General features: G+C 47.7%; 26 protein-coding genes and 3 pseudogenes. 11 read left to right on the top strand and 18 right to left on the bottom strand.

Annotated elements, in window-relative coordinates; genetic code table 11:
• Nucleotides 1-7: 7 nt before the first annotated feature.
• The 5 genes from N39L_RS08945 to N39L_RS08965 form a co-directional block, all read right to left on the bottom strand.
• Nucleotides 8-823 (bottom strand): phycobilisome linker polypeptide, encoded by an 816-nt coding sequence (locus N39L_RS08945; protein ID WP_006618346.1) that lies wholly within the window; start codon nt 821-823, stop codon nt 8-10.
• 183 nt (nt 824-1,006) lie between these two features.
• Nucleotides 1,007-1,495 (bottom strand): C-phycocyanin subunit alpha, encoded by a 489-nt coding sequence (gene cpcA, locus N39L_RS08950; protein WP_006620876.1) that lies wholly within the window; start codon nt 1,493-1,495, stop codon nt 1,007-1,009.
• A 111-nt stretch (nt 1,496-1,606) separates the two neighbouring features.
• The gene (gene cpcB, locus N39L_RS08955) at nt 1,607-2,125 is read right to left on the bottom strand and encodes a C-phycocyanin subunit beta (protein ID WP_006618344.1); all 519 of its coding nucleotides are present in this window, start codon (nt 2,123-2,125) and stop codon (nt 1,607-1,609) included.
• A gap of 383 nt (nt 2,126-2,508) precedes the next feature.
• Nucleotides 2,509-3,534: an ABC transporter permease gene (locus tag N39L_RS08960; RefSeq protein ID WP_014274987.1), complete on the bottom strand. Its 1,026-nt coding sequence runs from the start codon at nt 3,532-3,534 to the stop codon at nt 2,509-2,511.
• A 153-nt stretch (nt 3,535-3,687) separates the two neighbouring features.
• Nucleotides 3,688-4,029 carry a hypothetical protein gene (locus N39L_RS08965; RefSeq protein WP_014274988.1) on the bottom strand — a complete coding sequence of 114 codons (342 nt, stop codon included), beginning with the start codon at nt 4,027-4,029 and terminating at the stop codon, nt 3,688-3,690.
• Between the two features lie 231 nt (nt 4,030-4,260).
• On the opposite strand from N39L_RS08965, the gene N39L_RS08970 reads away from it, so the two are divergent.
• Complete coding sequence (locus N39L_RS08970) at nt 4,261-6,789, top strand: mannose-1-phosphate guanyltransferase (RefSeq protein ID WP_014274989.1); 2,529 nt, start codon at nt 4,261-4,263, stop codon at nt 6,787-6,789.
• 55 nt (nt 6,790-6,844) lie between these two features.
• Entirely contained in the window at nt 6,845-7,378 is a 534-nt protein-coding gene (locus N39L_RS08975; RefSeq protein ID WP_006618340.1) for a single-stranded DNA-binding protein, read from the top strand.
• 21 nt (nt 7,379-7,399) lie between these two features.
• On the opposite strand, the gene N39L_RS08980 is transcribed toward N39L_RS08975, so the two are convergent.
• The 6 genes from N39L_RS08980 to N39L_RS09005 form a co-directional block, all read right to left on the bottom strand.
• Nucleotides 7,400-7,642 carry an ATP-binding protein gene (locus N39L_RS08980; protein WP_199318169.1) on the bottom strand — a complete coding sequence of 81 codons (243 nt, stop codon included), beginning with the start codon at nt 7,640-7,642 and terminating at the stop codon, nt 7,400-7,402.
• On the bottom strand, nt 7,605-7,736 hold the full coding sequence (locus N39L_RS08985) for a HAMP domain-containing histidine kinase (RefSeq protein WP_014274991.1): 132 nt from the start codon (nt 7,734-7,736) through the stop codon (nt 7,605-7,607). Before N39L_RS08985 ends, N39L_RS08980 begins: the two co-directional genes overlap by 38 nt.
• A gap of 41 nt (nt 7,737-7,777) precedes the next feature.
• Nucleotides 7,778-8,272 carry a sensor histidine kinase gene (locus tag N39L_RS08990; RefSeq protein WP_199318168.1) on the bottom strand — a complete coding sequence of 165 codons (495 nt, stop codon included), beginning with the start codon at nt 8,270-8,272 and terminating at the stop codon, nt 7,778-7,780.
• Nucleotides 8,247-8,567, bottom strand: a complete 321-nt coding sequence (locus N39L_RS08995; RefSeq protein ID WP_190490420.1) for a hypothetical protein — start codon at nt 8,565-8,567, stop codon at nt 8,247-8,249. Before N39L_RS08995 ends, N39L_RS08990 begins: the two co-directional genes overlap by 26 nt.
• Nucleotides 8,568-8,998: 431 nt before the next feature.
• The gene (locus N39L_RS09000) at nt 8,999-9,100 is read right to left on the bottom strand and encodes a helix-turn-helix domain-containing protein (RefSeq protein ID WP_231852140.1); all 102 of its coding nucleotides are present in this window, start codon (nt 9,098-9,100) and stop codon (nt 8,999-9,001) included.
• A 179-nt stretch (nt 9,101-9,279) separates the two neighbouring features.
• A complete protein-coding gene (locus tag N39L_RS09005; protein WP_014274995.1) occupies nt 9,280-9,480 on the bottom strand; it encodes a response regulator in 201 nt (66 codons plus the stop codon).
• A 524-nt stretch (nt 9,481-10,004) separates the two neighbouring features.
• On the opposite strand from N39L_RS09005, the gene N39L_RS33275 reads away from it, so the two are divergent.
• From N39L_RS33275 to N39L_RS09035, 7 genes and pseudogenes are all read left to right on the top strand, one after another.
• Entirely contained in the window at nt 10,005-10,259 is a 255-nt protein-coding gene (locus N39L_RS33275; protein WP_481646940.1) for a hypothetical protein, read from the top strand.
• A 113-nt stretch (nt 10,260-10,372) separates the two neighbouring features.
• Nucleotides 10,373-10,564 carry an efflux RND transporter permease subunit gene (locus N39L_RS09010; RefSeq protein WP_014274997.1) on the top strand — a complete coding sequence of 64 codons (192 nt, stop codon included), beginning with the start codon at nt 10,373-10,375 and terminating at the stop codon, nt 10,562-10,564.
• Nucleotides 10,565-10,674: 110 nt separating this feature from the next.
• Nucleotides 10,675-11,714 (top strand): annotated as a pseudogene (locus tag N39L_RS09015) (efflux RND transporter permease subunit).
• Nucleotides 11,632-12,087, top strand: coding sequence for an efflux RND transporter permease subunit (locus N39L_RS09020; RefSeq protein ID WP_353912562.1), 456 nt, complete (start codon nt 11,632-11,634; stop codon nt 12,085-12,087). The pseudogene N39L_RS09015 and the gene N39L_RS09020 overlap by 83 nt, the downstream one beginning before the upstream one ends.
• A gap of 15 nt (nt 12,088-12,102) precedes the next feature.
• Nucleotides 12,103-12,369 (top strand): hypothetical protein, encoded by a 267-nt coding sequence (locus tag N39L_RS09025; protein WP_014275001.1) that lies wholly within the window; start codon nt 12,103-12,105, stop codon nt 12,367-12,369.
• A 237-nt stretch (nt 12,370-12,606) separates the two neighbouring features.
• Nucleotides 12,607-12,753: a hypothetical protein gene (locus N39L_RS09030; protein ID WP_237766253.1), complete on the top strand. Its 147-nt coding sequence runs from the start codon at nt 12,607-12,609 to the stop codon at nt 12,751-12,753.
• Between the two features lie 178 nt (nt 12,754-12,931).
• Nucleotides 12,932-13,120, top strand: a pseudogene (locus N39L_RS09035) (efflux RND transporter permease subunit); the annotation flags it as partial.
• A gap of 603 nt (nt 13,121-13,723) precedes the next feature.
• Here the strand turns inward: N39L_RS09035 and lipB are convergent.
• A complete protein-coding gene (gene lipB / locus N39L_RS09040; RefSeq protein WP_006618337.1) occupies nt 13,724-14,398 on the bottom strand; it encodes a lipoyl(octanoyl) transferase LipB in 675 nt (224 codons plus the stop codon).
• Nucleotides 14,399-14,532: 134 nt separating this feature from the next.
• On the opposite strand from lipB, the gene N39L_RS09045 reads away from it, so the two are divergent.
• Nucleotides 14,533-14,697 carry a hypothetical protein gene (locus N39L_RS09045; protein ID WP_162270035.1) on the top strand — a complete coding sequence of 55 codons (165 nt, stop codon included), beginning with the start codon at nt 14,533-14,535 and terminating at the stop codon, nt 14,695-14,697.
• A 1,146-nt stretch (nt 14,698-15,843) separates the two neighbouring features.
• On the opposite strand, the pseudogene N39L_RS09050 reads toward N39L_RS09045, so the two are convergent.
• The 6 genes and pseudogenes from N39L_RS09050 to N39L_RS09075 all read right to left on the bottom strand — a co-directional run.
• Nucleotides 15,844-16,068 (bottom strand): annotated as a pseudogene (locus N39L_RS09050) (group II intron reverse transcriptase/maturase); the annotation flags it as partial.
• A gap of 760 nt (nt 16,069-16,828) precedes the next feature.
• Nucleotides 16,829-18,022, bottom strand: a complete 1,194-nt coding sequence (locus N39L_RS09055; protein WP_014275006.1) for a group II intron reverse transcriptase — start codon at nt 18,020-18,022, stop codon at nt 16,829-16,831.
• The gene (locus N39L_RS09060; protein WP_014275007.1) at nt 18,012-18,242 is read right to left on the bottom strand and encodes a reverse transcriptase domain-containing protein; all 231 of its coding nucleotides are present in this window, start codon (nt 18,240-18,242) and stop codon (nt 18,012-18,014) included. Before N39L_RS09060 ends, N39L_RS09055 begins: the two co-directional genes overlap by 11 nt.
• Nucleotides 18,202-18,423 (bottom strand): hypothetical protein, encoded by a 222-nt coding sequence (locus N39L_RS09065; RefSeq protein ID WP_014275008.1) that lies wholly within the window; start codon nt 18,421-18,423, stop codon nt 18,202-18,204. The genes N39L_RS09060 and N39L_RS09065 overlap by 41 nt, the downstream gene beginning before the upstream one ends.
• 21 nt (nt 18,424-18,444) lie before the next feature.
• Complete coding sequence (locus N39L_RS09070; protein ID WP_014275009.1) at nt 18,445-18,669, bottom strand: reverse transcriptase N-terminal domain-containing protein; 225 nt, start codon at nt 18,667-18,669, stop codon at nt 18,445-18,447.
• A 1,501-nt stretch (nt 18,670-20,170) separates the two neighbouring features.
• Entirely contained in the window at nt 20,171-20,350 is a 180-nt protein-coding gene (locus N39L_RS09075; RefSeq protein WP_035736381.1) for a hypothetical protein, read from the bottom strand.
• A gap of 359 nt (nt 20,351-20,709) precedes the next feature.
• On the opposite strand from N39L_RS09075, the gene N39L_RS09080 reads away from it, so the two are divergent.
• A protein-coding gene (locus N39L_RS09080; protein ID WP_286131443.1) for an IS630 family transposase occupies nt 20,710-21,586 on the top strand; the annotation gives its coding sequence in 2 pieces (ribosomal slippage) (nt 20,710-21,522 and nt 21,524-21,586; 876 coding nt in all).
• Nucleotides 21,587-21,636 lie beyond the last annotated feature (50 nt).

A 21,636-nucleotide genomic window follows, 5' to 3' on the forward strand; every position in this document is an offset into this window, starting at 1 on the left:
TGCTGTTCTAAGCAGGGGTCACGCTGATGACCCGTCCGCCCATGCGGTTGATCCGCTGCAACTGTCCTGAAAGTTGCTCGTAGGCTACTGTGTACTCTGCTGTAGCTTTACGCATTCTCGGTGTCAACTGCGTGGGTTTTTGTACTACTACCACACGATATAATTGACCGCGATCGCCACCATTGGCCCCCACCAGAGCCTGTCCGCTACCTGCTGGACAAATCGGCGAAGAAGTATTGCGAGCGACTTCCCAAGTTAAACGTCCTTGGGTTTGGTTCTGGGCGCGATCGCTATTCGCGTATCCCCGGTAAAGTTGGAAAATCCGGTTAAATCCCACAGTCCACTGACCCCGTTGGGTAGCAAAACCACGGTAGTAAGGGACCACATTTTCACCGAAACTCTCCAAATACTCAGGAGAATCCAGGTAAGAATTAATTTCCGCCTCGTAGCCTTCCTCGTTATACAGATCAACGTGAAACGCCATTTCTGACTCATCCAAAGGAGCCCGACCCAGCAAATGCTTATAGTTCAGTTCAATAAACCGAACTTGGCTATTGCCATAAAAAAACTTTTTCCGGTACAGTTCCGAAACAGCTAAGGCTCGCACAAAATCCCGCACCGTAATTTCACCCTGGCGCAACAAAGACTCAGCACTAGTTAAGCGCTCCCGTTGCATCAGGTGTTCATTACCCATCACCTGACGATATGCAGCCCAAATCACAGCTTGGACATCACCCTCGGTGAAGTTAGGGCGCAGTTCCACTCGCTCAGACTCTTCAAAAGCTCTGATTCCTAGGCGACTTGCTTCTGCTAAACCAACCATTATTAATCTTCTCCCGATTTTTTTACGTTATAGAGAAAAAAACTCTTTTTAATCGGTTAGGTAATCTCGGATACCGATTTTACCAAGCTCATCCCGCTTTAATAAAATATGCCCGGACTGCTAAATAACTGATAACCCAATTGCTAACAGCTATTTACCGTTCCGGGCAACGCAAAAAAGGACCTAGCTCAGGGCGTTGATCGCGTAGTCGAGGTAGGAGTTAGCTTCAACAGCAGCGTCACCAGACAAACCGTGGTTAGCTTTGATGTATTTCAGGGCTTCAATGTACCAGCTTGGAGAAAGCTCGAAAGTCCGGTTGATTTCATCAATACCGGCAATCAGGTACTCATCCATGGGGCCAGTTCCACCAGCAATCAGGCAATAAGTTACCATCCGCAGGTAGTAGCCTATGTCACGAGCACATTTGTCCTTACCGCGTTGGTCTGCCGCGTAGTTAGGTCCCTGCATTTGGGTGGTGTAGGGGAACTTGTTGTACACTGCTTGGGCAGCACCACTGATCAGACTATCAGCTTTAGAGGTCAAAGCTTTAGCAGCTTCCAGACCAGCTTTGGCTTGACGAAAACGGCCAAAAGCTACTTGGATTTCGGTGCTGCTTAGGAAACGACCTTGGGAATCAGCGATAGAAACTGCTTCGGTTAGGGGGGTTTTCATTCTCGAGTTATCTCCCGATTGGTTTACAAAAAATTAGGTAACAAACAGAAGTCCAGTCACTTAGACTTCAGCTAAACTGTTTCAATTGTTATATGCTATGGATCTGCTTGATTAGGAAACTGCTGCAGCAGCACGGTCAAAGTAACCAGCGATTTCTGAAGCCAAAGCGCTACAATCACCAGGAGTGATACCTGCGGGATCGTTAACGATCGCCAGAGCAGCTTCTTTCATTTTGCCAACACCGACAGCAACGGAAGAACCGGGAGTTCCCAAAGCCAGGTAAGTTTCACGCAAACCGTTCAAGCAACGATCTTCGAGAACACTTGCATCGCCAGCAAACACAGCGTAGGTTACATAGCGCAGGATGATTTCCATGTCACGCAAGCAAGCAGCCATACGACGGCTGGTGTAGGCGTTTCCACCGGGAGCAATCAGTTGGGGTTGCTCTGCGAACAAAGAACGAGCAGCGTTGGAAACAATGGTGGAAGCGTTGCTGGTAATGCGGTTAACAGAATCCAAACGTTTGTTGCTTTCAGCAACCATTTGGCTCAGAGCATCGATTTGAGCTGTACTCAGCATTTCGCCGCGAGTATCAGCTTGAGAAACCACCTTGGTGAAGGCATCAAACATGGATTTATCTCCTACTTGTTGACTTGCTTAGAGTTGAGTTGGGATTGGACACACCATGAATGATCACGACAATCAATCCATCGGTGTCACCTCCTAAGACCCCTTCCGGGGCGAACCATCGACAAAGGCTTTTAACAATTGCCCCGTGGTTCATTTCTTCAGTATCCTAGAACACTTTCCGAAATCTTAAAAGATTGTACAGGGTTTATGAGAAGAATTTTATATTTTGATACAAATGTTAATCAAACTTCATAAATCAACATTCGCCTTCCTTCTCACCCCTTCAAATATCCTTTATACACTGCCAACGCCCTTTGGTTTGTTAAAATTTATTAAGAAAAATAACTAAGTATTAATAACTAAGTATATTTTCTGACAGGGAATTAATAGCGAATCCGTGGGTCAATACAAGCATTCAAAATATCGATCGCCAAACTAGCCGCCACCACAATAACGGCCAAAAATACCACCACCCCTTGAACCGTGGGATAATCCCGCAGACGGATAGCCTCATACAAGCGATTAGCCAATCCCGGCCAAGAAAAAGTGACCTCAGTTAAAATCGCCCCCCCCAACAAGGCAGCAAAAGTCAGCCCCAACACAGTAATAACGGGAATCATGGCATTTTTGAGAGCATGAGCCAGCAAAATCCGTAACTCCGGCACTCCTCGCGCCCGTGCCGCCTCGACATAATCAGCTTGTAGAGTTTGTCTCAAATTGACGCGGACAATGCGCTCAAAAATCCCACTGAGCAAAATGCCCAAAGTCACACAGGGAAGACACAGATAATATATAGTCGTCCAGAAAGTCCCCAAATTGCCACTCAACAAACTATCAACGGTATAAAGTCCGCTATAAGTAGGAGGAGGAGTCACGGTCACCGGAAAACGATTCCCCAAAGGAAACCAGCCCAGCCAGACTGCAAAAATCAACTGCAACAGCATCCCCGCCCAAAAAGCGGGAACCGAATAAGTAATAATTCCAAATAAGCGTCCCCCAGTGTCCCAAATAGTATTAGGTTTAAAAGCGGCCACAGCCCCGACAGTAATTCCCACCACGACCGCCACCAACATACTAAAAACTGCTAATTCGACGGTAGCGGGAAAATGATCACTAATAATCTGCCAGACCGACTGTCCTTGAGTAGTTATAGAAGTGCCCAAATCGAAGCGCAGTAGAGCCCCCATATAACTTATATATTGTTCTAGCAACGACCCCCCCAAACCCAACTGCGATCGCAACGCCTCCTTAGCCGCACTAGGGGCTCTAGGGCCAAGAATAGCATCGACCGGATCACCTGGTGTCGCCCGCAACAACAGAAACACCACCGAAGTAATCGTCCACAACATTAGTGGAGCCAATAACAGGCGAGTAATCACATAAAATTGCAGCGCTTTAGCACGAGACATCAGATCAAGCCACGAAACAACTCGCACCCATCAGCCAACCGGATCAAGAGTGCGATCCCAAATCATATCAATAGTTAACTATTTATGGCACACCATCATGGGGCGGGTTTCTTCTGATTTTCCTGAAACCACCCGCCACCCGCCATGTACCCATTAAGCATCAAGTAACGACTCAAAAGTAGTCCGCAAAGACTTCAAATCAGCCACCCGCGCCACCAGCAAATTCTCGTGACCAGCATCCTCAAGTCTGCCTTTCCAATACTGGATACTCTCAGAATTATTCATCCAAAAATTAATCACCGTATCCACAACGCGATCGCATTGCCATCCCTGCTTCGATGCCACCATTTCCACCGATTCAAGAAACATATCCAGGGTACACTGACGATGACCCAGATATTCAATGCCGCTGGTCTGTTGTTCCTGTTGCTGCTGTTGCTGGTAAAAAAACGAAAGAATTGGAGAAACTCCCACCAGATTAAATGTATATTGCATACTTGCCTCCAAATCATCTGTGAAATGGAACTTAGTTATATCAACTAACCTGCCCACAAAGGGGTAAAATTAAATACAATCTAGCCCTGTACACTCAAACTTTTCGGCGAAATTCATAAAAATTTATGATTGGGCAGCATTCAGTGAGCAAAACCAAAATGAATCTAAAGAAAAGCTAAATCTTAGCCGGAAAAGTTTAAGATTGTTTTTAATAAGCCGCCAGGAGGAATTATGAGAGCAGTGCTGATGGCTGGGGGGTCAGGAACGCGACTCAGACCTCTTACCTGTGATTTACCCAAACCAATGGTGCCTATACTCAACCGCCCCATTGCCGAACATATCATTAACCTACTGAGGCGGCACCACTTCCAGGAAGTTATCGCTACCCTGCACTATTTACCCGACATCATGCGGGAATACTTCCATAATGGCAGCGACTTTGGCGTTCAAATGACCTATTCGGTGGAAGAGGATCAACCTCTGGGAACTGCAGGATGTGTCAAAAATATTGCCGAACTCCTAGACAGTACCTTCTTAGTGATCAGTGGCGATAGCATTACTGATTTTGACCTCAGCGCCGCCGTTAAGTTTCACACTTCCCAAAAATCGAAGGCTACGTTGATATTAACCCGGGTTCCCAACCCCCTCGATTTTGGCGTGGTGATTACGGACGAGAATCAACGCATCAAGCGGTTTTTAGAAAAACCCTCCACCAGCGAAATATTTTCCGATACGGTCAACACGGGAATCTATGTCCTAGAACCGGAAGTCCTGGAATATCTGCCCCCTAATCAGGAATGCGATTTTTCCAACGACCTTTTTCCGCTTTTATTAGACAAAGGGGTTCCTATGTATGGCTTTATTGCAGACGGTTACTGGTGCGATGTGGGTCATTTAGAAGCCTATCGTGAATCCCAATATGACGCATTACGCGGAAAAGTTAAGCTAGATTTTCCCTACGAAGAGCGATCGCCAGGAGTCTGGGTCGGGGAAAACACCTACATTGATGATTATGCCCGCATTGAAGCCCCAGTCATTATTGGTAATAACTGTAGAATTGGACCGCGATCGCAATTAGAAGCCGGAACTATCCTCGGAGATAATGTCACTGTAGGGAGTGATGCTAACCTGAAACGCCCCATTGTTTGGAATGGAGCCATTATCGGTGAGGACGTACATTTACGCGCCTGTGTGATTGCTAGAGGAGCCAGGGTAGACCGCCGCGCCCACGTCCTGGAAGGGGCAGTAGTCGGCTCCCTATCCACCGTAGGAGAAGAAAGCCTGATCAGCCCCAATGTCCGCGTTTGGCCTAGTAAAAAAATTGAATCTGGGGCTACCCTCAACATCAACCTAATTTGGGGAAACACCGCTAGGCGTAACCTTTTCGGTCAACGGGGGGTTCTCGGACTCGCTAACATTGATATTACCCCCGAATTTGCGGTTAAACTAGGAGCCGCCTACGGGTCAACTCTCAAACAAGTCGCCACCGTTGCGGTATCCCGTGACCAACGGCGGATTTCTCGCATGGTAACGCGATCGCTAATTTCGGGCTTGATGTCCGTGGGAGTCAATGTCCTTAACCTAGAAGACACCGCTATTCCCGTAGTCCGCACCGTGATTCGTAACCTCACCGTTGTTGGCGGTATTCATGTGCGCCTATCTCCAGATCGCTCCGATCAGATTCTGATTGAATTTCTCGACAACAAAGGCATTAACATCACCAAAGCCAAAGAGAAAAAAATTGAAGGTGCTTACTTCAAGGAAGACCTGCGACGCGCCGGAGTCTCCGAAATTGGTAACATGACCTACCCCAGCGAAGTGATCGACACCTACCGCACCGCCTTTGAAAGACACCTCAATATCGAAAGCCTGCGCCACAGCAACGCTAAAGTGGTGATAGATTACGTCTATGCAGTATCGGGAGCCCTTTTACCCCGACTACTGGCTAAGTTTGGTTGTGATGCGGTCGTCCTCAATGCTAGTCTGAATCAAATTGCTATTTCCCCAAGCGATCGCGAAAACCTACTCGATCAACTGGGCCGAGTGGTGGAAGCCCTGAGAGCTAATTTCGGCGTTCAAGTCTATGCTAACGGCGAACAGTTTATTTTAGTAGATGAAAGTGGTAGCCTAATTAGGGGAGAAGAACTAACCGCCCTGATGGTGACTATGGTTCTGACCGCTCACCCCAGAAGCACGGTGGTAGTACCCGTTCAAGCCTCCTCCGCCGTCGAACAAATCGCCCGACGACACGATGGCATAGTTATCCGCACTAAAGCCAACCCCACGGCTTTAATGGAAGCCTGTCAAGCTCATCCTAATGTCGTACTCGGCGGTAGTGGTGATATGGGGTTCATCTTCCCCCAAATGCACCCCGGTTTTGATGCCATGTTCTCGATTGCCAAAATGATTGAAATTCTGACCACACAGGAGCGATCGCTCGGTCAAATTCGCACCGATCTCCCCCATGTCATACACCGTCGCTATACTGTTCGTTGTCCTTGGTCTGTTAAAGGCGCACTCATGCGACATCTAGTAGAAACCCATGCCCCAGAAAACTTAGAATTGATCGATGGAGTCAAACTCATTAACTACCAAGACGATAATTGGATTTTGATCCTTCCCGATGCCGGAGAACCCCTAATCCATATCTATGCCAACAGCGACGATCGAGATTGGGCTGATACTACCCTCAGAGAATACCGAAATATGGTACAAGATTTTGTAAATCAAGTTCAAGGTATGAACCGAGAAGACTATTAGCCCTGATTCAGAGCTCTAAATCTGTAACCTACTGTTTTCAAGAGACATAATTTTCATGAATAGCTGTATTTTGACCGCTAAAATTATTCAGGAACCACAACTGCGCTACACAGCCGATAATCAAATACCCATTGCCGAAATGTTAGTCGAGTTCAGCAGTAACCGACCCAATGACCCCCCATCACACTTAAAAGTAATTGGATGGGGAAATACGGCCCAAGAAATTGGACAAAACTATCATGTGGGCGATTGTGTACTCATCGAAGGTCGCTTGGGGATGAACGTGGTGGAAAGACCCGAAGGCTTTAAAGAGAAGCGAGCCGAATTGGTCGCGACGCGGATTTATACTATCAGTAGTTTGATATCTGGCAACCCAGAAACCCCAATCAACACTCATTCCGCCCCCAGTTCCGCCCCCAGTTCCGCCCCGAGTAATGTGGTCCCCCTTGGTAGTCGTAACCGCACGAGCCCTAATCCCCCAACCTCTGGATTAGAATATGAGCTACCTGCAACTCGCTCTCCCGTTACTCCTAACCCTGAACCATCAGGGTCAGATACTCCGGGTGATGACGATCCGATTCCCTTCTAATCTCAAATCCCCTTGAAAGACTCACCGTTTCAGAGAGGGGAAGTTTTTAAGCAACTTTGGTTCTGCTATACAAGGAAATTGCAGGGTGAATAAACTGCCTTTTCCGAGTTCACTTTTGACCGTCAAAGAACCTTGATGATGATAAGCGATCGCCTGTGCTATGGCTAGTCCTAATCCGGTTCCCCCAGTTGGGCGAGAGCGATCGCTATCCACCCGATAAAATCTCTCAAAAATTCGAGTTGGGGCGGCGATCGGCCATGCCAATCCCTGTATCTTGGACTGTAATTAAAGCCGTGCGATCGCGCACCATTAAACTCACAACCACTTCCCCTGCTATGGCGCGTATATTGAATGGCATTAGCGATTAAATTGGACACTAAACGATAAAGCTGAGATTCATTACCTAACACATAAATTTCCGGAGCCGGAACTTCTTGCATTAGATGAATTTCCGCGCCTAGTTGCAAATTCTGCATATTCTTCAGTTAAATCATGAATTAAATCATTTAAACAACAGGGTTTAAAGGCTTGGCTGGAGGATTGATGTTCCAAGGTACTGAGAAATAATAAATCGGCGATTAAATGGCTTAAACGTCGTCCCTGTCGTTCAAGGGTTTGTAGCATCGCCTGCATTTGCTGGGGATTTGATGGGGGAACCCGTAAAATAGCCTCAATAGTTGCTAAAAGAGTCCGGAGGGGAGAGCGCAGTTCATGGTCCGGATTGGCAGTAAACTGTTGTTGCTGTTGATAGGATTGGTAAATCGGCTGCATCGCTAATCCAGACAGCCACCAACCAGCCACCACGACTAAACCTAACGCCAAAGGAAACCCTAAACCTAAAATCCACCTCATTCGATTAACTTCTGCATCAAACATCGCGCTTCGTGCGTCCAATTTGGATATATCCCCAAGAGGAATCTAAGTGCATTGGCGTTTGAGGATTAACCCCCGCACTGTGGAGAATGGTAGTGAATTGATGGTAGCGCGTCCCTCTCGCACTGCGAAAGGTTTGCCAATCGGGGGGGTTGAAGGTTTGGGGTAAGGGGAGAGGATGGTTGGGGGAAAAGGCTAAGAGTTCACCGCGATGATTGAACACCCGGATATAGTAGGTACTGCGATCGCTAATGCCAATGGTATGACGTTGAATAAATCGGGGATGATGGTAACAATCGGTTTTCCTTTTAGACATAAATCGGGAAAAATTTGCCCTTCTCCGACCCGTTGGATCTCCAGATTGAGGGAGCATCGGTTCCAAACTATCATGAAGTGTCCCAGCAATCGATTCCATTTCCCGTTCCATCGCCGCCGGTCCTCGACTGAATCAGAGAGCGATACACCCCAAACCCTGATCAACCCAAAATCCCACCCATCACTAACGCATACCAAAGGGCCAGACGGATTCTGCTATGGCGAAACAGTTGATAGCTATTCATCGCGTCGGGCGGGGTGAACTACCCCAAAGAGCCTTCTGACGAGGATGGGGCTTCGGGATTCAACTTAAAACGATAGCCCTGACCGCGAATAGTTTCAATGGGGCATACAAGCGCCATAACTCGCTAGTTTGCGCCGTAATAAGCGCATTTGCGCCGCCACCACATTACTGATGGGTTCTTCCTCCCCCTACCAAAGTTGATAGCGGATTTTACTCCCCGGAATAATGCGATCGGGATTTTGCATTAAATAGGCAAAAATCTGAAATTCTTTGACCGTTAAGGGAATCATTGAGTGAGGTTGGGTGAGTCGATTACAGATAGTATTGTTCGTCGCGCCGATGCGCATAAATGCTCATCAAGTCAGGGTTTGGGGTTGGAGGGTGGGCGATCGCCGCGGTCCGTGCGCGCAACCCTTGCCAATAATTCCGCCATCACAAAAGGTTTCACCAAATAATCGCCGCGTAGGTGCTACCTACGTCCAGTAATTCGATGATCCGGTTGTCCCAGAGCCGTTAACATCAAAATGGGTAGAGGGTGCGGGTTCGCGCGGATGCGTTGACATAACTCCAAACCCGACAACTCCGGCACAAGCCAATCGGCCAATCGCCACCGTGTAATCCGTCCACTGACTTTCGATCGCAATGCCAGGCCTGCACTCGGCCGCGTCACCCAATCGACAATATATTTCTCATTGACCAGAACTTGCGCGGTCCGCCTATCCTAATTCCGCTTCATCTTCGACCAACAGAATTCGCATCGTGTGCAAGGGGGAGACGACTGCGATCGAGGTTAACAGACTGCGAGAAAAAAGGGGTGAGATTTCACCTAGATTTCATCTCCTCTTTGGCACACTGGGGAAGATTTGGCAGAAAACCCCATGTTTTTGTGAGGAGGTCTAATGAACACAACTTCTATGATTGGCTCAATGTTCGCTCTGGGCTTAATTTTCGGCACACCCACCCTAACCCTAGCCCATGTGGGACACGGCCCCGGGAGTTTCAAGCCGAAGGCGGGATTGACCGAGTTCCCGTCAACCCAGAAACCGATCCCCTCCTCGGGACCCGTCGGGCTCCCATGCAAGTGCGCCTTTGATGGCAGTTCCCGCGTTCTTGTTCATAGCAAGCGCCTTAGTCGATGCGTAGGGGAAACAGTTAGCCTTTGTCTTGTATGGTAGTTTTTATGAACCCTCCGGAGTGCAAATCGGAGCAACAAACGGGGAATGGGTCGAAGTCACAAACGGGTTATCCGTTGGGGAACAACTCGTGAGGTGGGGCAGTTTATCCCTCTATGCTGAATCCCGCAAAACCCAAACCGCAACAACGGTACCGGGTCCAGAAACCGCCACCACTCCCACCGATGAAGTTTCCCCCCAAAACCAGACACCCATGAGGACAATACAGAGCGCAATGTACCTTACAAGCCACTCAGTTTTCCCTAATGAACACTAGCCGCCGCCCGTGGAGGAGTTTTGCTCTTCTGTGGTGGGATTTTCTTCTGGATCCGGAAGTCGTCGGAACAAAAATCTCTTCTCTGACAAATAAGGGAGGTTGATAGCCCGTCGATGTTTAACACCATTCAAAATCCGCCGCTAAAAAATTCCATTGCTCAACGGTGGTTAATGGTGATTGGATCTCTGGTCATCACCATCTGGGGGTTGGTGACAATTACTCAAATGCCCGAGTATGTTTTCCCTCCCTTTGCTCCCCCTCAAGTAGATATCCAAACTGAGGCGGTTGGTTTGGCTCCGGAGTAAGTAGAGGCTCAGATTACGGTTCAGGGTGAAACCAGGCAACCGTGAATGGCTTACCCAGTGTCACCGTTGTCTGGTTCGTTCGTCCTCCAATTGGGGACTCTCTATGGTTCATGTTGTCTTTGACCAAGAGGCTGATATTTACCAAGCGCGGCAGGCTGCAGTTGGACCGACTCCAACAGAATCCGAACCGGAGTCAACTGCCCCAAGGGATTCATCCGCCGGAAATTTCCCCCTTAGTCTCTCCGTTGGGAACGATTCTGCAATATGCCTTTACGGTCAATGGTCAGGGAGAAACCTCTCTGATGGATTTACGCCGTTTGGTGGATGTTACCCTCAGAAATCAGATTCTCCGGGTGCCAGGTGTGTCTCAGGTGACTATTTATGGGGGGGATGAACGGGAAAACCAGGCAACCGTGAATCCACAACTGTTGCGATCGCGCCAAGTCTCCCTCAATGAAGTCACTGCCGCCGCACGGTCCGCCCCTTCCAACGCCCCGGGGGGGTTCGGCGAGGGGGGGGTCAAGAGTTACTCGTCCGAGGGATCGGACAGATGAACACCGACGCCGACTTACAGCAGTCAGTGGCGGCCGTTCAAGACGGCGAACCTCCAAAGCTCCAAGATGTGGCGGAAGTCAAAACCGGAGCAGCACTTAAACTCTTAGATGCCAGCTTCAACGGACAGCCGGCTGTTGTATTGATGATTAACAAGCAACCGGATGTAGATACCCCCACCGTCACCCAAGCGGTGGAAGCGGTGATGAACTCCCTACAGTCCACCTTTCCCGCCGATGTCCGGGTTCAACGCACCTTCCGCCAGTCAAACTTTATTGATTCTGCTATTGGCAACGTTAGCGGCTCCCTCATTCAAGGCATCATCATCGTGTCGGTAATTATGTTGCTCTTTTTAATGAATTGGCGCACGGCTATCATTACCCTGAGTGCCATTCCCTTATCTCTCTTGATTGGCTTAATGTTCATGAAAGCCTTTGGTTTAGGGATTAATACCATGACCTTGGGGGGCTTAGTGGTGGCGATTGGGTCAGTTGTCGATGATGCCCCCCCAGGATATGGAAAACTGCTATCGCGGTTTACGGCGGAATCAAACCCAAGAAAACCCCAACCCCCCCTTTCTCGGTTGTCTGGTTTATGAAACTTCGGTCATGGTGGCGTTGGCTGTCATTTTTTCCACGGTTATTATCATCGTCGTCTTTGCCCCCATTTTTACTTTAACGGGGGTAGAAGGGCGGATTTTTGCCCCCATGGGTTGGGCTTATTTGCTCTCCATTGTCGCTTCTACCTTGGCCTGGGGACCCTTTCGGCCGCCCTCTGTGCTATTTTATTGGCTCATCATCAACTCCCCCAAGAAGGCACATTTATTTCACGTGGGGCATCCGCGTTTGTATCGCCCACGGCGAGACTTGTCTGGTCCGGACTCCCCAACTGATTTTAGGATTAGCCTTAGCCTCCTACGTTGTCTACATAGCGCCGTTGTGCCTTCCTTGGGACGGGTTTTCTGCGCCTGATTTCAGGAAAAATCTATGGTGAACTCTATGGTTTTATTTCAGTCGGTCTCTTTGGAGATGACCAATCGGGCGGGAATGGCTCTGGCTCAATCCCTACAAGATCATCCCCTTTATGAATGGGTACAAGTTCGTGCTGGACGCGCTCCGGGGGATGCTGATGGGGCGGGGGTGAACATGGCCCATGTGGATGTGGAGTCTCGTTTTCTTGCCCTACAAGACCGAGAGGCGGCTGTTCAACAACTGGCTTGCGAAGTTTCTGCAATTGCCCGGTGTTGCGCCTAATATTGGCGGTTTTATTTCTCACCGCATGGATGAAGTTTTATCGGGGGTCAGAAGTGCGATACGTGCTACGCACACGCTACGCGAACGCTGTCAAAATTTTTGGCCCCGATTTAGTCCAGTTGCGTCAAGTCGCTTAACAAGTCCGAGATGCTATAAAACCTATTGCGGGAGCCCTTCGACTTACAATTAGAACCTCAATTACCTATCCGCGGGGTTCAAATTCATTATGACCGCCAGTTGCAGTCTGGTTATGGTTTAACCATGGCTGCCATTTCTGAGGTGGTGGAAACCGCTCTCAATGGTCAAGTGGTGTCCCAAGTCCCGGAAAATCAACAACTGATTAATATTACCGTCGGTTGCACTTCGCCTCACGCAATAATTTAGATGCCATTGGGGCGATTCCCCTCTCTACCCCCACGGGACAAATGATTCCCCTAGCGTGCTGTGGCTAGAGTCTCGTCAAGGTATGGGGGCTAATGTGGTAGAACCCGAACTTGAAAATGTGTCTCGTTTAATTGTAGTGTCCGCGCTACAAACGCAAACGCGAGACTGAGTCCGTGTGGTGAGTGACATTCAGGCTGCTATCCGCCAAAATGTCCAGTTACCCAATGGCTACTTTATCCAATATGGCGGACAGTTTGAAGCGGAACAAAAAGCCACCAATAATCTGGTCTGGTATAGCATCCTAGCCGCGATTATAATTGCCATTTTGATGTTCTTCGCTGGCGCGTGTCTCTCAGGCGCGACTGTGGCCATTATGCTCAATCTTCCCTTGGCCTTGGTGGGGGGTATTATCTCGATTGTCCTAACGGGGGGGGGTGATTTCTATCGCTTCTCTAATCGGTTTTATTACGCTGTTTGGGGTGGCTGTCCGCAATGGTTTACTGTTGGTGGATAACTACAACCAGAATCCGAACCGGAGAGGGATGCACTTCAAAGAAGTCATCACTCAAGGCTCCCCGCGAACGTTTGCACGCTATCGGTCAGACCGCTTTAACTTCTGCTCTGGGAATGCTACCCTTGGCGATACTTCTGGCGGGCACGCTGCGCGAACGCACAGAATCCGAACCAGAAATGAAGTTCTACAACCCCTCGCCATCGTGGTATTAGGAGGATTATTCACCTCTACGGCTTTGACCTCCCCCGTCATTCCAGCCTTATATGCCCAGTTTGGCAAGTGGTTAATCCCCCGACTATCTCCTAATCAATGGGAGGAAACTTTCCGCAAGCACTCGCTGCTACCCCAGCAACTCGCTTTCAAAATCTTAGTTTTGATGGGCTCATCCCCCCTTGTGGGGCTCCTTTGGCTCAAGTTATGGCATCGCTGTGCCTACACCTTTTCGGACCCTTGTAATCAGGCGAGGGTGACTCCAAAAACTTCAGCAAAACAGGCGGCGAGAACATCCCGGACTTGCTCGATGGAAATATCCGGGACTAATTCAGCCAGACTCCCTACGGGGAAATCAGAAATACCACAGGGAACGATCGCTTTAAATCCAGTTAAGTCAGGACAAACATTCAAGGCGAACCCGTGCATGGTAATCCAGCGACTGACCTTAATCCCAATGGCTGCTACTTTAGTTTCCCCCACCCAAACCCCTGTCAAACCCTCGATGCGCTGGGACTCAATTCCCCAAACCCTAATTGTCCGAATCAATACTTCTTCTAGTTGGCGCAAATACCAATGTAAGTCCATTTGATGCCGTCGCAGGTTCAAAATCGGATATCCTACCAACTGGCCAGGACAGTGATAGGTGACTTCCCCCCCTCGTTCAACTCTGTACAGTTCATATTCAGACTCATGGGGGTCAAACTTGAGAAATTCAGAACTAGCCCCCTGTCCCAGGGTATAAACGGGCGGGTGTTCTAATAAAATCAAAATATCCTCTAAATTTGGACAATTAATGCGATCGGCCACTAAGTCTTGCTGCCATCTCCAAGCCTGTTGATAAGAAATTAGTCCCAAATTATAAAATTGGCAATAAACCTCATTAGTATCGACAATAGCAACAGGAGTGTCGTCGGGCATGGTAAAATATTCTTATATGAGCGAAACGTTCAGGAGAAGAAATAAGGCTGCAATGCCTGAAATCAACTCCTGGTGGGGTTCCAGCCCCGAGTCTGGATAAATGAAGGTGACATGAACACCCAATAACTGTTTGTATGTCCCGACGCTTGGACTCACCTCCAGGCAAGGAAGGGAATCTCAAGGTCAATATACGGACTGCTGCTGTTAAACGTAGAAGTAGTTATGGTCGAAAGGGAAGTCGCCTTCCCCAACTCCAATTCCAAACCGTGCTTGATACTTTCACATCACACGACTCCTAATGTAGATACCCTATTGTCAGTAGGAACAGGGCTACAACCCCCCGCTTTGTCACCTCAACTTTGGGAGCTAAATACAACACGTAATCTTTAAACTCGCTTTCGTCATAACACTCTTACTTGTCGCAGTCTCTATATCCACACCGTGACTAGTGGGCATATCCTAACCATTACAGTTAGGCATTGGCTTTCAGTCACATCCTTTCCCCTTAAAGGTATACGCTTACACTTTTCACTACTGTGCAGGTACATCCTGCCACTTGAGAACCTAAAAGGGGTTTCAACGTTCCGTTTATACGGGCATTCCATCTTTAGACTTGTCCTTTCCACCGGGGTAATTTTAAAGGTCTGTGTAGGTAGTGAGTTGAGACTCCTACTTTTCCCCTTACTCTTTTGAGCGCAGCGTGTCAACTTATTTCGCTACTTACTTATTACGATGGTTCAAGTCGGAACATTCAGATTTCCTTAGTCATGGATGGTTGGCAGTGGTCGCATATGGTAGTAGGTTCTACTTCACGCCTTCCGTTCCCCGCTTCAATCTGACGGGTTATGATTCCTCAAACTGGGGGTGGCTACCGCCTTATCTCTCAACTTCCTGCTTTACTAGATGGGTCACAACTCCCATCGTTTAAGCTATCAGTCTTGACCCTGAGTTCCCTGCCTTGCTTAGATTGCTCCAAGCGTCGGGACAGATAAACAGTTATGGGATGGTCGGGGATGAGAGAGTCAATTCCTATATTCCACCAAGGGGTTAAAGTCCCACTAGGAGGTTATTTCGGGCATCGCAGCCCTATTTCACTCCTAAACGTTTCGCACGTACTCTACAAGTATAGCAGAAAGTTGAGAGATAAGGCGATAGCCACCCCCAATTTGAGGGCTTACAACCTCAGGTTGAAGCGGGGAACGGAAGGCGTGAGGTAGAACCTACTACCAAGATACGACCACTGCCAACCATCTATGATAAGAGAAATCGAACGTGTGGCATGAACCCAGTAGGGGTCGAGAGAGATGTCACCATCTCTCCCTCCCATACAAAACCGTACTTGAGACTTTCACCTCATACGGATCCTAATCTGACTGCTCCATTGTTAAGGATACAGCGTTGGCATTGTCAAGTGCCGTCTTATCATCATGACAGTGGCGGTGTAATAGCTGAAGATTTTTATATTCATCCTTTCCACCTTTAACTAGCCTTTCCATTCCCAACAGTGCGATGTTGGCGAGTATTGGACTTATTACCCCTCCTTGGGGTGTCCCTGCTTCTGTATCCTCAAATACACCGTTATCTAACACGCCCGCTTTGAGCCATTGTTTCAGGTCTCTCTTCAGGCTGCTTGGACAATGAATTTTTGACAGTAGATAATCATGGTTCACGGTAAGAGCATTTCGTTATGGTCGAAAGGGAAGTCGCCTTCCCCAACTCCAATTCCAAACCGTACTTGAGACTTTCACCTCATACGGCTCCTGGTGTGGATACCCCTTTGTCATTGGGAACAGGGCTACAACCCCCTGCTTTATGACCTCAACTTTCGGAGCTATATACAACCACGTAGTCATTAACTCGCTCTCGTCATAAACACTCTTAGTTGTCGCAGTCTCTATATCCACACCGTGACTAGTGGGCATATCCTAACCATTACAGTTAGGCATTGGCTTTCAGTCACATCCTTTCCCCTGAAAGGGTTAGGGGTCGAGAATGGAGTCACCACCATCCCCTCCCATTCAGAACCATACGTGAAAGTTTCCCTTCATACGGCTCCTGGTGTGGATACCCTGTTTTGTCAAAGGAGCAGAATCAACAGACCTGCTTTTTACTTCGATGTTCAGAGCTATATGCAGCACGTAGTCTTTAAACTCGTCCTCGCCATTATACTCTTACTGACCGCAGTATCTATATCCCCACCGTGACAATTGGGCATATCCCCACCATGACAATTGGGCTTTAGCTTCTGGTCACATCCTTAGCCCTCTAAGCATGCGCTTACATTTTTCACTACTGCCTTGTGAATTGCATTACTCACTTGTTTATAGGCAGAGCATTAGAGGGGTTAATTAGGGGTCGAGATAAACCTCACGGTCTACCCCTCCCATTCAGCAGCAGAACCGTACATGAGACTTTCACCTCATACGGCTCCTAGTTTGACCGTCTCTTTGTTAAGAGTACAGCAACATCTCTTTCATCAAGAGCTGTTTTATCATCGTGACAATGGCGATGTAATAATTGAAGATTCTTGTATTCATCCTTTCCGCCTTGGCTTCTAGGTACAATGTGGTCTACTTCAATTAAATCTGATGGGGTAAAGAATTGCCCGCACCAGGTACATCTACCTTTTGGTTTTTTGAGTAGTTTTGCTACCCTAATTGGCGTGTCGATTGCTTGTCCTTTCCTGGTGGCCCAGTAAGTCCAATTTCCGTCATAAAGTGTTGCGTCGGGGCGTATTAGGGTGTGTCTGACAATTGGGGTCCAGATGTGTTTGAATAGATGTATCCCATCTTTGGTTTGGAATAGCCAATTTTCGTGTCTTTCTTTCCCATTGCTAAGTTTAATTGTTCCATGTCTGAAATAATTACTTAGCTTTTTGTAACTTGCCTTTCCGCATCTTGATATTGTCCATGCCCTTAACATTTGCCAGATTGTATTATCTAGCTTATTGAAGGTCTCTGTTGAGACTACTGCTGAGTAATAGTTTGCCCATCCTCTTATAATTGGGTTTAGTCTACTTATCAGGGCTGATTGAGGTGCTGTCTTATATCGTTTAATTACACCTTTTATCACTTCTGTGTGGGCAACAACTGCTTTTTGGCTGGGTTTTATGTGGGTTTTATGTCCGATTAATCGACTCTTATATCCCCCTGTTTTTCCAGACTTGTATTTTCCTACTGGGTATTGCCTGATATTGAATCCGAGAAAATCAAACCCAGGTTCTTCTGTTTTGCCATTATACTCAATAGGTTTGAGTGTGTGACCAATTCGAGTCTTTTCGGGTTTAATCTCTAATCCTACCGGTTTTAACCATTTGGTGATAGCAGTTTGGCACTGTTCAATGATTCCTAGGTCTTTGGAGATGACCACAAAATCATCGGCATATCTTATAAGGTTCACCTGAGTGGCTGTGCCTTTATTTGGATACATTCCTTTAACTAGCCTTTCTACTCCCAACAGTGCGATGTTGGCGAGTATTGGACTTATTACCCCTCCCTGGGGTGTCCCTGCTTCTGTATCCTCAAATACACCGTTATCTAGCACGCCTGCTTTGAGCCATTGTTTCAGGTCTCTTTTTAGGCAGCTTGGACAATGAATTTTGGACAGTAGATAATCATGGTTCACGGTAAGAGCATTTCGCTATATCTGCATCAAGTACATAGTATTGTCCTTGATTTATGGCAGTGTAAATTCTACCAATTGCGTCCTGGGCTGACCGTCCGGGACGGAACCCATAGCTAGTGCCCTCAAATCTTGACTCCCATTCGGGCTCAAGTGCCGACTTAACCAAGGCTTGCCTGGCTCTATCTTGGATTGTGGGAATTCCTATTCCAGCTTTTTTCATCCCTACCAGGTTTTGGAATCCACACCCTTCGCAGTGGTTTTGCTTTGAGGTTTCCTTTGATTTTCTCGGTCATTTCTAGCCTTTGTTTAGGGGATATTGCTATCACACCATCTACTCCAACCGTCTTTTTACCTTGACCCGCTTGGGGGGCGGGTTTATTAAGCTGACTGTTGGGAAGCATGGCTGACCGTGGAACCCGCCCCTACAGTCGCACTGCTAAGAGTCGGGCATAATATGATTTCACCAATAGACGTTGCAGCCTTCTTACCTTTGCGTCCTGTCCCGATTTAGCTGCTTGAAATATACTCTTTTGGAGCTTGAAAACTTTCCGTTGAACCTTAGTCCATGGGATGGCCTTCCATGCGTTGTTCGTAGTCTTGATTGGTTTGGGCTTGCCAAATCCTTTCTTTAAACTCGCTATCGCCATTTGTACACCTACTAGACTCTATTCTTACAATCAAACCGTGACCCGTTAGCATATCCCTACCATTACAGTCTGGCGTTGGCTTCTGGTCACATCTCACCCCCTAATAGGCTTACGCTTACACTTTCACTACTGACTTTCTCGACCAGATTATCAGAGCCTAAGAGGGGTTAAAACGTTCCGTTTATATGGGCATTCCATCTTTAGATTTGTCCTTTCCACCGGGGTACTTTTAAAGGTCTGTGTAGTTATGACATTGAAGTTCCTACTTTTCCCCTTGCTCTTTTGAGCGCAGCGTATCAACCTGTTTCGCTGCCCAATCATTACGATGGTTCAAGCCGGACATTCGGTTTCCCTAATCATGGATGGTTGGCAGTGGTCTCGATTCTGGTGTTGGGTTACACCTTGGAGCCTTCCGTTCCCCGCTTCAATCCTGGGGTTGTGATTCCCAAAACTGGGGGTGGCTATCGCCGTTACCCTGACTCTCTAACTTCTACTTATCTATTTGTAGAATTTGTATAAGTAATTTGTATGAGTTAGTTGGTTTTGACCTTGGGTTCCCTGCCTTGATTTGTATCGTGGGATACTAATCGTTGGGACATATAAACAGTTATGAGGATGGTCAGGAGAGATCTCCTTATATTCAACCAAGGGGTTTAAGTCCCCACCAGGCGGTTATTTCAGGTATTTCAACCTTATTTTTTGCCTGAACGTCTCGCACCAACGTTCCGTTTATATGGGCATTCCATCGTTAGATTTGTCCTCAGAACCGGGGTACTTTTAAAGGTCTGTGTAGGTAGTCGCACGAACCCCCTACTTTTCCCCTTGCCCTTTTGGGCGCAGCGTGTCAACCTATTTCGCTGCTAGTGTATTACGATGGTTCAAGCCGGACATTCAGTCTCCTTAATCATAGATGGTTGGCAGTGGTCGAGTAGGAGGTGGGTTCCGACCTACGCCTTCCGTTCCCCCGCTTCAATCCTGGAGTTATGATTTCCAAAACTGGGGGTGGCTATCGCCGTTACTCTCTACTCCCTGATTTCTCAGTTCGTTTATGACCTTGAGTTCCCTGCTTTGCTTAGTTCCCTAAGCGTCGGGACATATAACCAGTTATGAGGATGGTCAGGAGAGGTCTCCTTATATCCAGATTCGGAGCTGGAATCCTCACCGGGTAGTTATTTCGGGCATTTAAGCCCTATTTAATACCCGAACGTCTCGCACCATACGCTTACACTTTTCACGCTCTGCTTGCGAGTAATATTGCTCACTTGTTTATTAGCAGAGCCTAAGAGGGGTTTAAACGTTCCGTTTATATGGGCATTCCATCTTTAGATTTGTCCTATCCACCGGGGTATTTTCAAGGTCTGTGTAGGTAGTGTAAGTAAACTCCTACTTTCCCCTTGCTCTTTTGAGCGCAGCGTTTCAACCTGTTTCGCTACTATAAATTGACGATGGTTCAAGCCGGACATTCGGTTTCCCTAATCATAGATGATTGGCAGTGGTCGGGTTATTGGGAACAGGTTTCCCTCACGCCTTCCGTTCCCCGCTTCAATCTGACGGGTTGTGAGTCCTGAAACTGGGGGTGGCTATCGCCTTTACTCTCAACTTCCTGCTGTACATAACACCAGCGTTCAGTCTTGACCTTGAGTTCCCTGCCTTGTTTGGATTCCTCCCAACGTCGGGACATATAAACAGTTATGGGGATGCTCAGAAACGAGATACGAGTTTCTTGTATTCAACCAAGGGGTTGAAGTCCCCACTAGGAGGTTATTTCGAGCATCTCAGCCCTATTTCATTCCTAAACATCTCGCACACTCACTTATTTATTAGCAGAGCCAATGAGGGGTTTAAACGTTCCATCTATGCGGGCATTCCATCTTTAGATTTGTCCTATCCACCGGGGTACTTTTAAAGGTCTATGTAGGTAGTTATAACAGCCTCCTACTTTTCCCCTTGCCCTTTTGATCGCAGCGTATCAACCTATAGCACCAGACAGGAAAGTTAGGACGTATAATGGAGAGGACGAGATGACTAAGAAGACCAAAAATGCCAGCCCCCTATAGTTACGACCTCAGACAAAAAGTTATTGATGCAATTGAACTAGACGGTATGCCCAAAACAGAAGCCAGTCAAGTTTTCCATGTCAGCCGGAACACCATCAATCTCTGGCTGCAAAGAAAAGAACACACCGGCGACTTCCTCCCTAAACCTAATCGCCCACCTGGTCATAGCCACAAAATTACCGACTGGCATAAATTCAAGGCTTTTGCCCAAGAGCATGGCCACAAAACCTCCGCTCAAATGGCTCAACTTTGGGATGACGACATCTCTCCTCGCACCATATCCAGAGCCTTGAAGAAAATTGGCTTCACCAGAAAAAAAACTTACGGCTACCAAGAACGTGATCAGCAACAGCGAGAGGAGTTTATTGCTCAGATTCAACATATGGAGCCGGAAGAGTTGGTTTACCTCGATGAAGCTGGCATGAATAGTCAAGACTCGGATTATCCTTATGGTTACTGCGAGGAAGGACAACGCTTCGATGCCCTCAAATCCGGGAAGAGGCAGGGCAGGGTGAGCTATATGGCCGCATGGTGTTATCAACAACTCTTAGCTCCCTTTACCTTTGAGGGTTGTTGTAATCGGACAGTGTTTGAGTTGTGGTTGGAGTTCATCTTAATTCCAACACTGAAGCCAGGTCAGACTCTAGTGCTAGACAATGCAACGTTTCATAAAGGGGGACGGATTCCTGAGCTAGTGGAGGCGGCTCAATGCCGTTTGCTCTATCTACCACCTTATTCGCCAGACCTCAACAAGATAGAGAAATGTTGGTCGTGGTTGAAAGCCCGCATTCGCCATTGCACGTGAGCAGTTTGATTCTCTCGATGATGCCATGGATTCCGTTCTCCCAGCTGCGTCCTAACCACCTTGACTAATGCTATAACATCCACTACAGCAATTAGGATACGGTCA

The sequence above is a fragment of the Limnospira platensis NIES-39 genome (genome assembly GCF_026000695.1).
GTDB lineage: Bacteria > Cyanobacteriota > Cyanobacteriia > Cyanobacteriales > Microcoleaceae > Limnospira > Limnospira platensis.

What these genes read in the sequence shown, in the direction of transcription:
- N39L_RS09045 (WP_162270035.1), top strand. Translation starts at nt 14,533, where the DNA reads ATGTCCCGACGCTTGGACTCACCTCCAGGCAAGGAAGGGAATCTCAAG.
- N39L_RS08945 (WP_006618346.1), bottom strand. Translation starts at nt 823, where the DNA reads ATGGTTGGTTTAGCAGAAGCAAGTCGCCTAGGAATCAGAGCTTTTGAA.
- N39L_RS09060 (WP_014275007.1), bottom strand. Translation starts at nt 18,242, where the DNA reads ATGAAAAAAGCTGGAATAGGAATTCCCACAATCCAAGATAGAGCCAGG.
- N39L_RS09010 (WP_014274997.1), top strand. Translation starts at nt 10,373, where the DNA reads ATGTTTAACACCATTCAAAATCCGCCGCTAAAAAATTCCATTGCTCAA.
- N39L_RS09065 (WP_014275008.1), bottom strand. Translation starts at nt 18,423, where the DNA reads ATGCTTCCCAACAGTCAGCTTAATAAACCCGCCCCCCAAGCGGGTCAA.
- N39L_RS09070 (WP_014275009.1), bottom strand. Translation starts at nt 18,669, where the DNA reads ATGGCGATAGCGAGTTTAAAGAAAGGATTTGGCAAGCCCAAACCAATC.
- N39L_RS09020 (WP_353912562.1), top strand. Translation starts at nt 11,632, where the DNA reads ATGGAAAACTGCTATCGCGGTTTACGGCGGAATCAAACCCAAGAAAAC.
- N39L_RS08985 (WP_014274991.1), bottom strand. Translation starts at nt 7,736, where the DNA reads ATGCCATTCAATATACGCGCCATAGCAGGGGAAGTGGTTGTGAGTTTA.
- N39L_RS09075 (WP_035736381.1), bottom strand. Translation starts at nt 20,350, where the DNA reads ATGTCCCGACGTTGGGAGGAATCCAAACAAGGCAGGGAACTCAAGGTC.
- N39L_RS08965 (WP_014274988.1), bottom strand. Translation starts at nt 4,029, where the DNA reads ATGCAATATACATTTAATCTGGTGGGAGTTTCTCCAATTCTTTCGTTT.
- lipB (WP_006618337.1), bottom strand. Translation starts at nt 14,398, where the DNA reads ATGCCCGACGACACTCCTGTTGCTATTGTCGATACTAATGAGGTTTAT.
- N39L_RS08995 (WP_190490420.1), bottom strand. Translation starts at nt 8,567, where the DNA reads ATGTCTAAAAGGAAAACCGATTGTTACCATCATCCCCGATTTATTCAA.
- N39L_RS09025 (WP_014275001.1), top strand. Translation starts at nt 12,103, where the DNA reads ATGGTGAACTCTATGGTTTTATTTCAGTCGGTCTCTTTGGAGATGACC.
- N39L_RS08970 (WP_014274989.1), top strand. Translation starts at nt 4,261, where the DNA reads ATGAGAGCAGTGCTGATGGCTGGGGGGTCAGGAACGCGACTCAGACCT.
- N39L_RS09000 (WP_231852140.1), bottom strand. Translation starts at nt 9,100, where the DNA reads ATGATTCCCTTAACGGTCAAAGAATTTCAGATTTTTGCCTATTTAATG.
- N39L_RS08975 (WP_006618340.1), top strand. Translation starts at nt 6,845, where the DNA reads ATGAATAGCTGTATTTTGACCGCTAAAATTATTCAGGAACCACAACTG.
- cpcA (WP_006620876.1), bottom strand. Translation starts at nt 1,495, where the DNA reads ATGAAAACCCCCCTAACCGAAGCAGTTTCTATCGCTGATTCCCAAGGT.
- cpcB (WP_006618344.1), bottom strand. Translation starts at nt 2,125, where the DNA reads ATGTTTGATGCCTTCACCAAGGTGGTTTCTCAAGCTGATACTCGCGGC.
- N39L_RS08960 (WP_014274987.1), bottom strand. Translation starts at nt 3,534, where the DNA reads ATGTCTCGTGCTAAAGCGCTGCAATTTTATGTGATTACTCGCCTGTTA.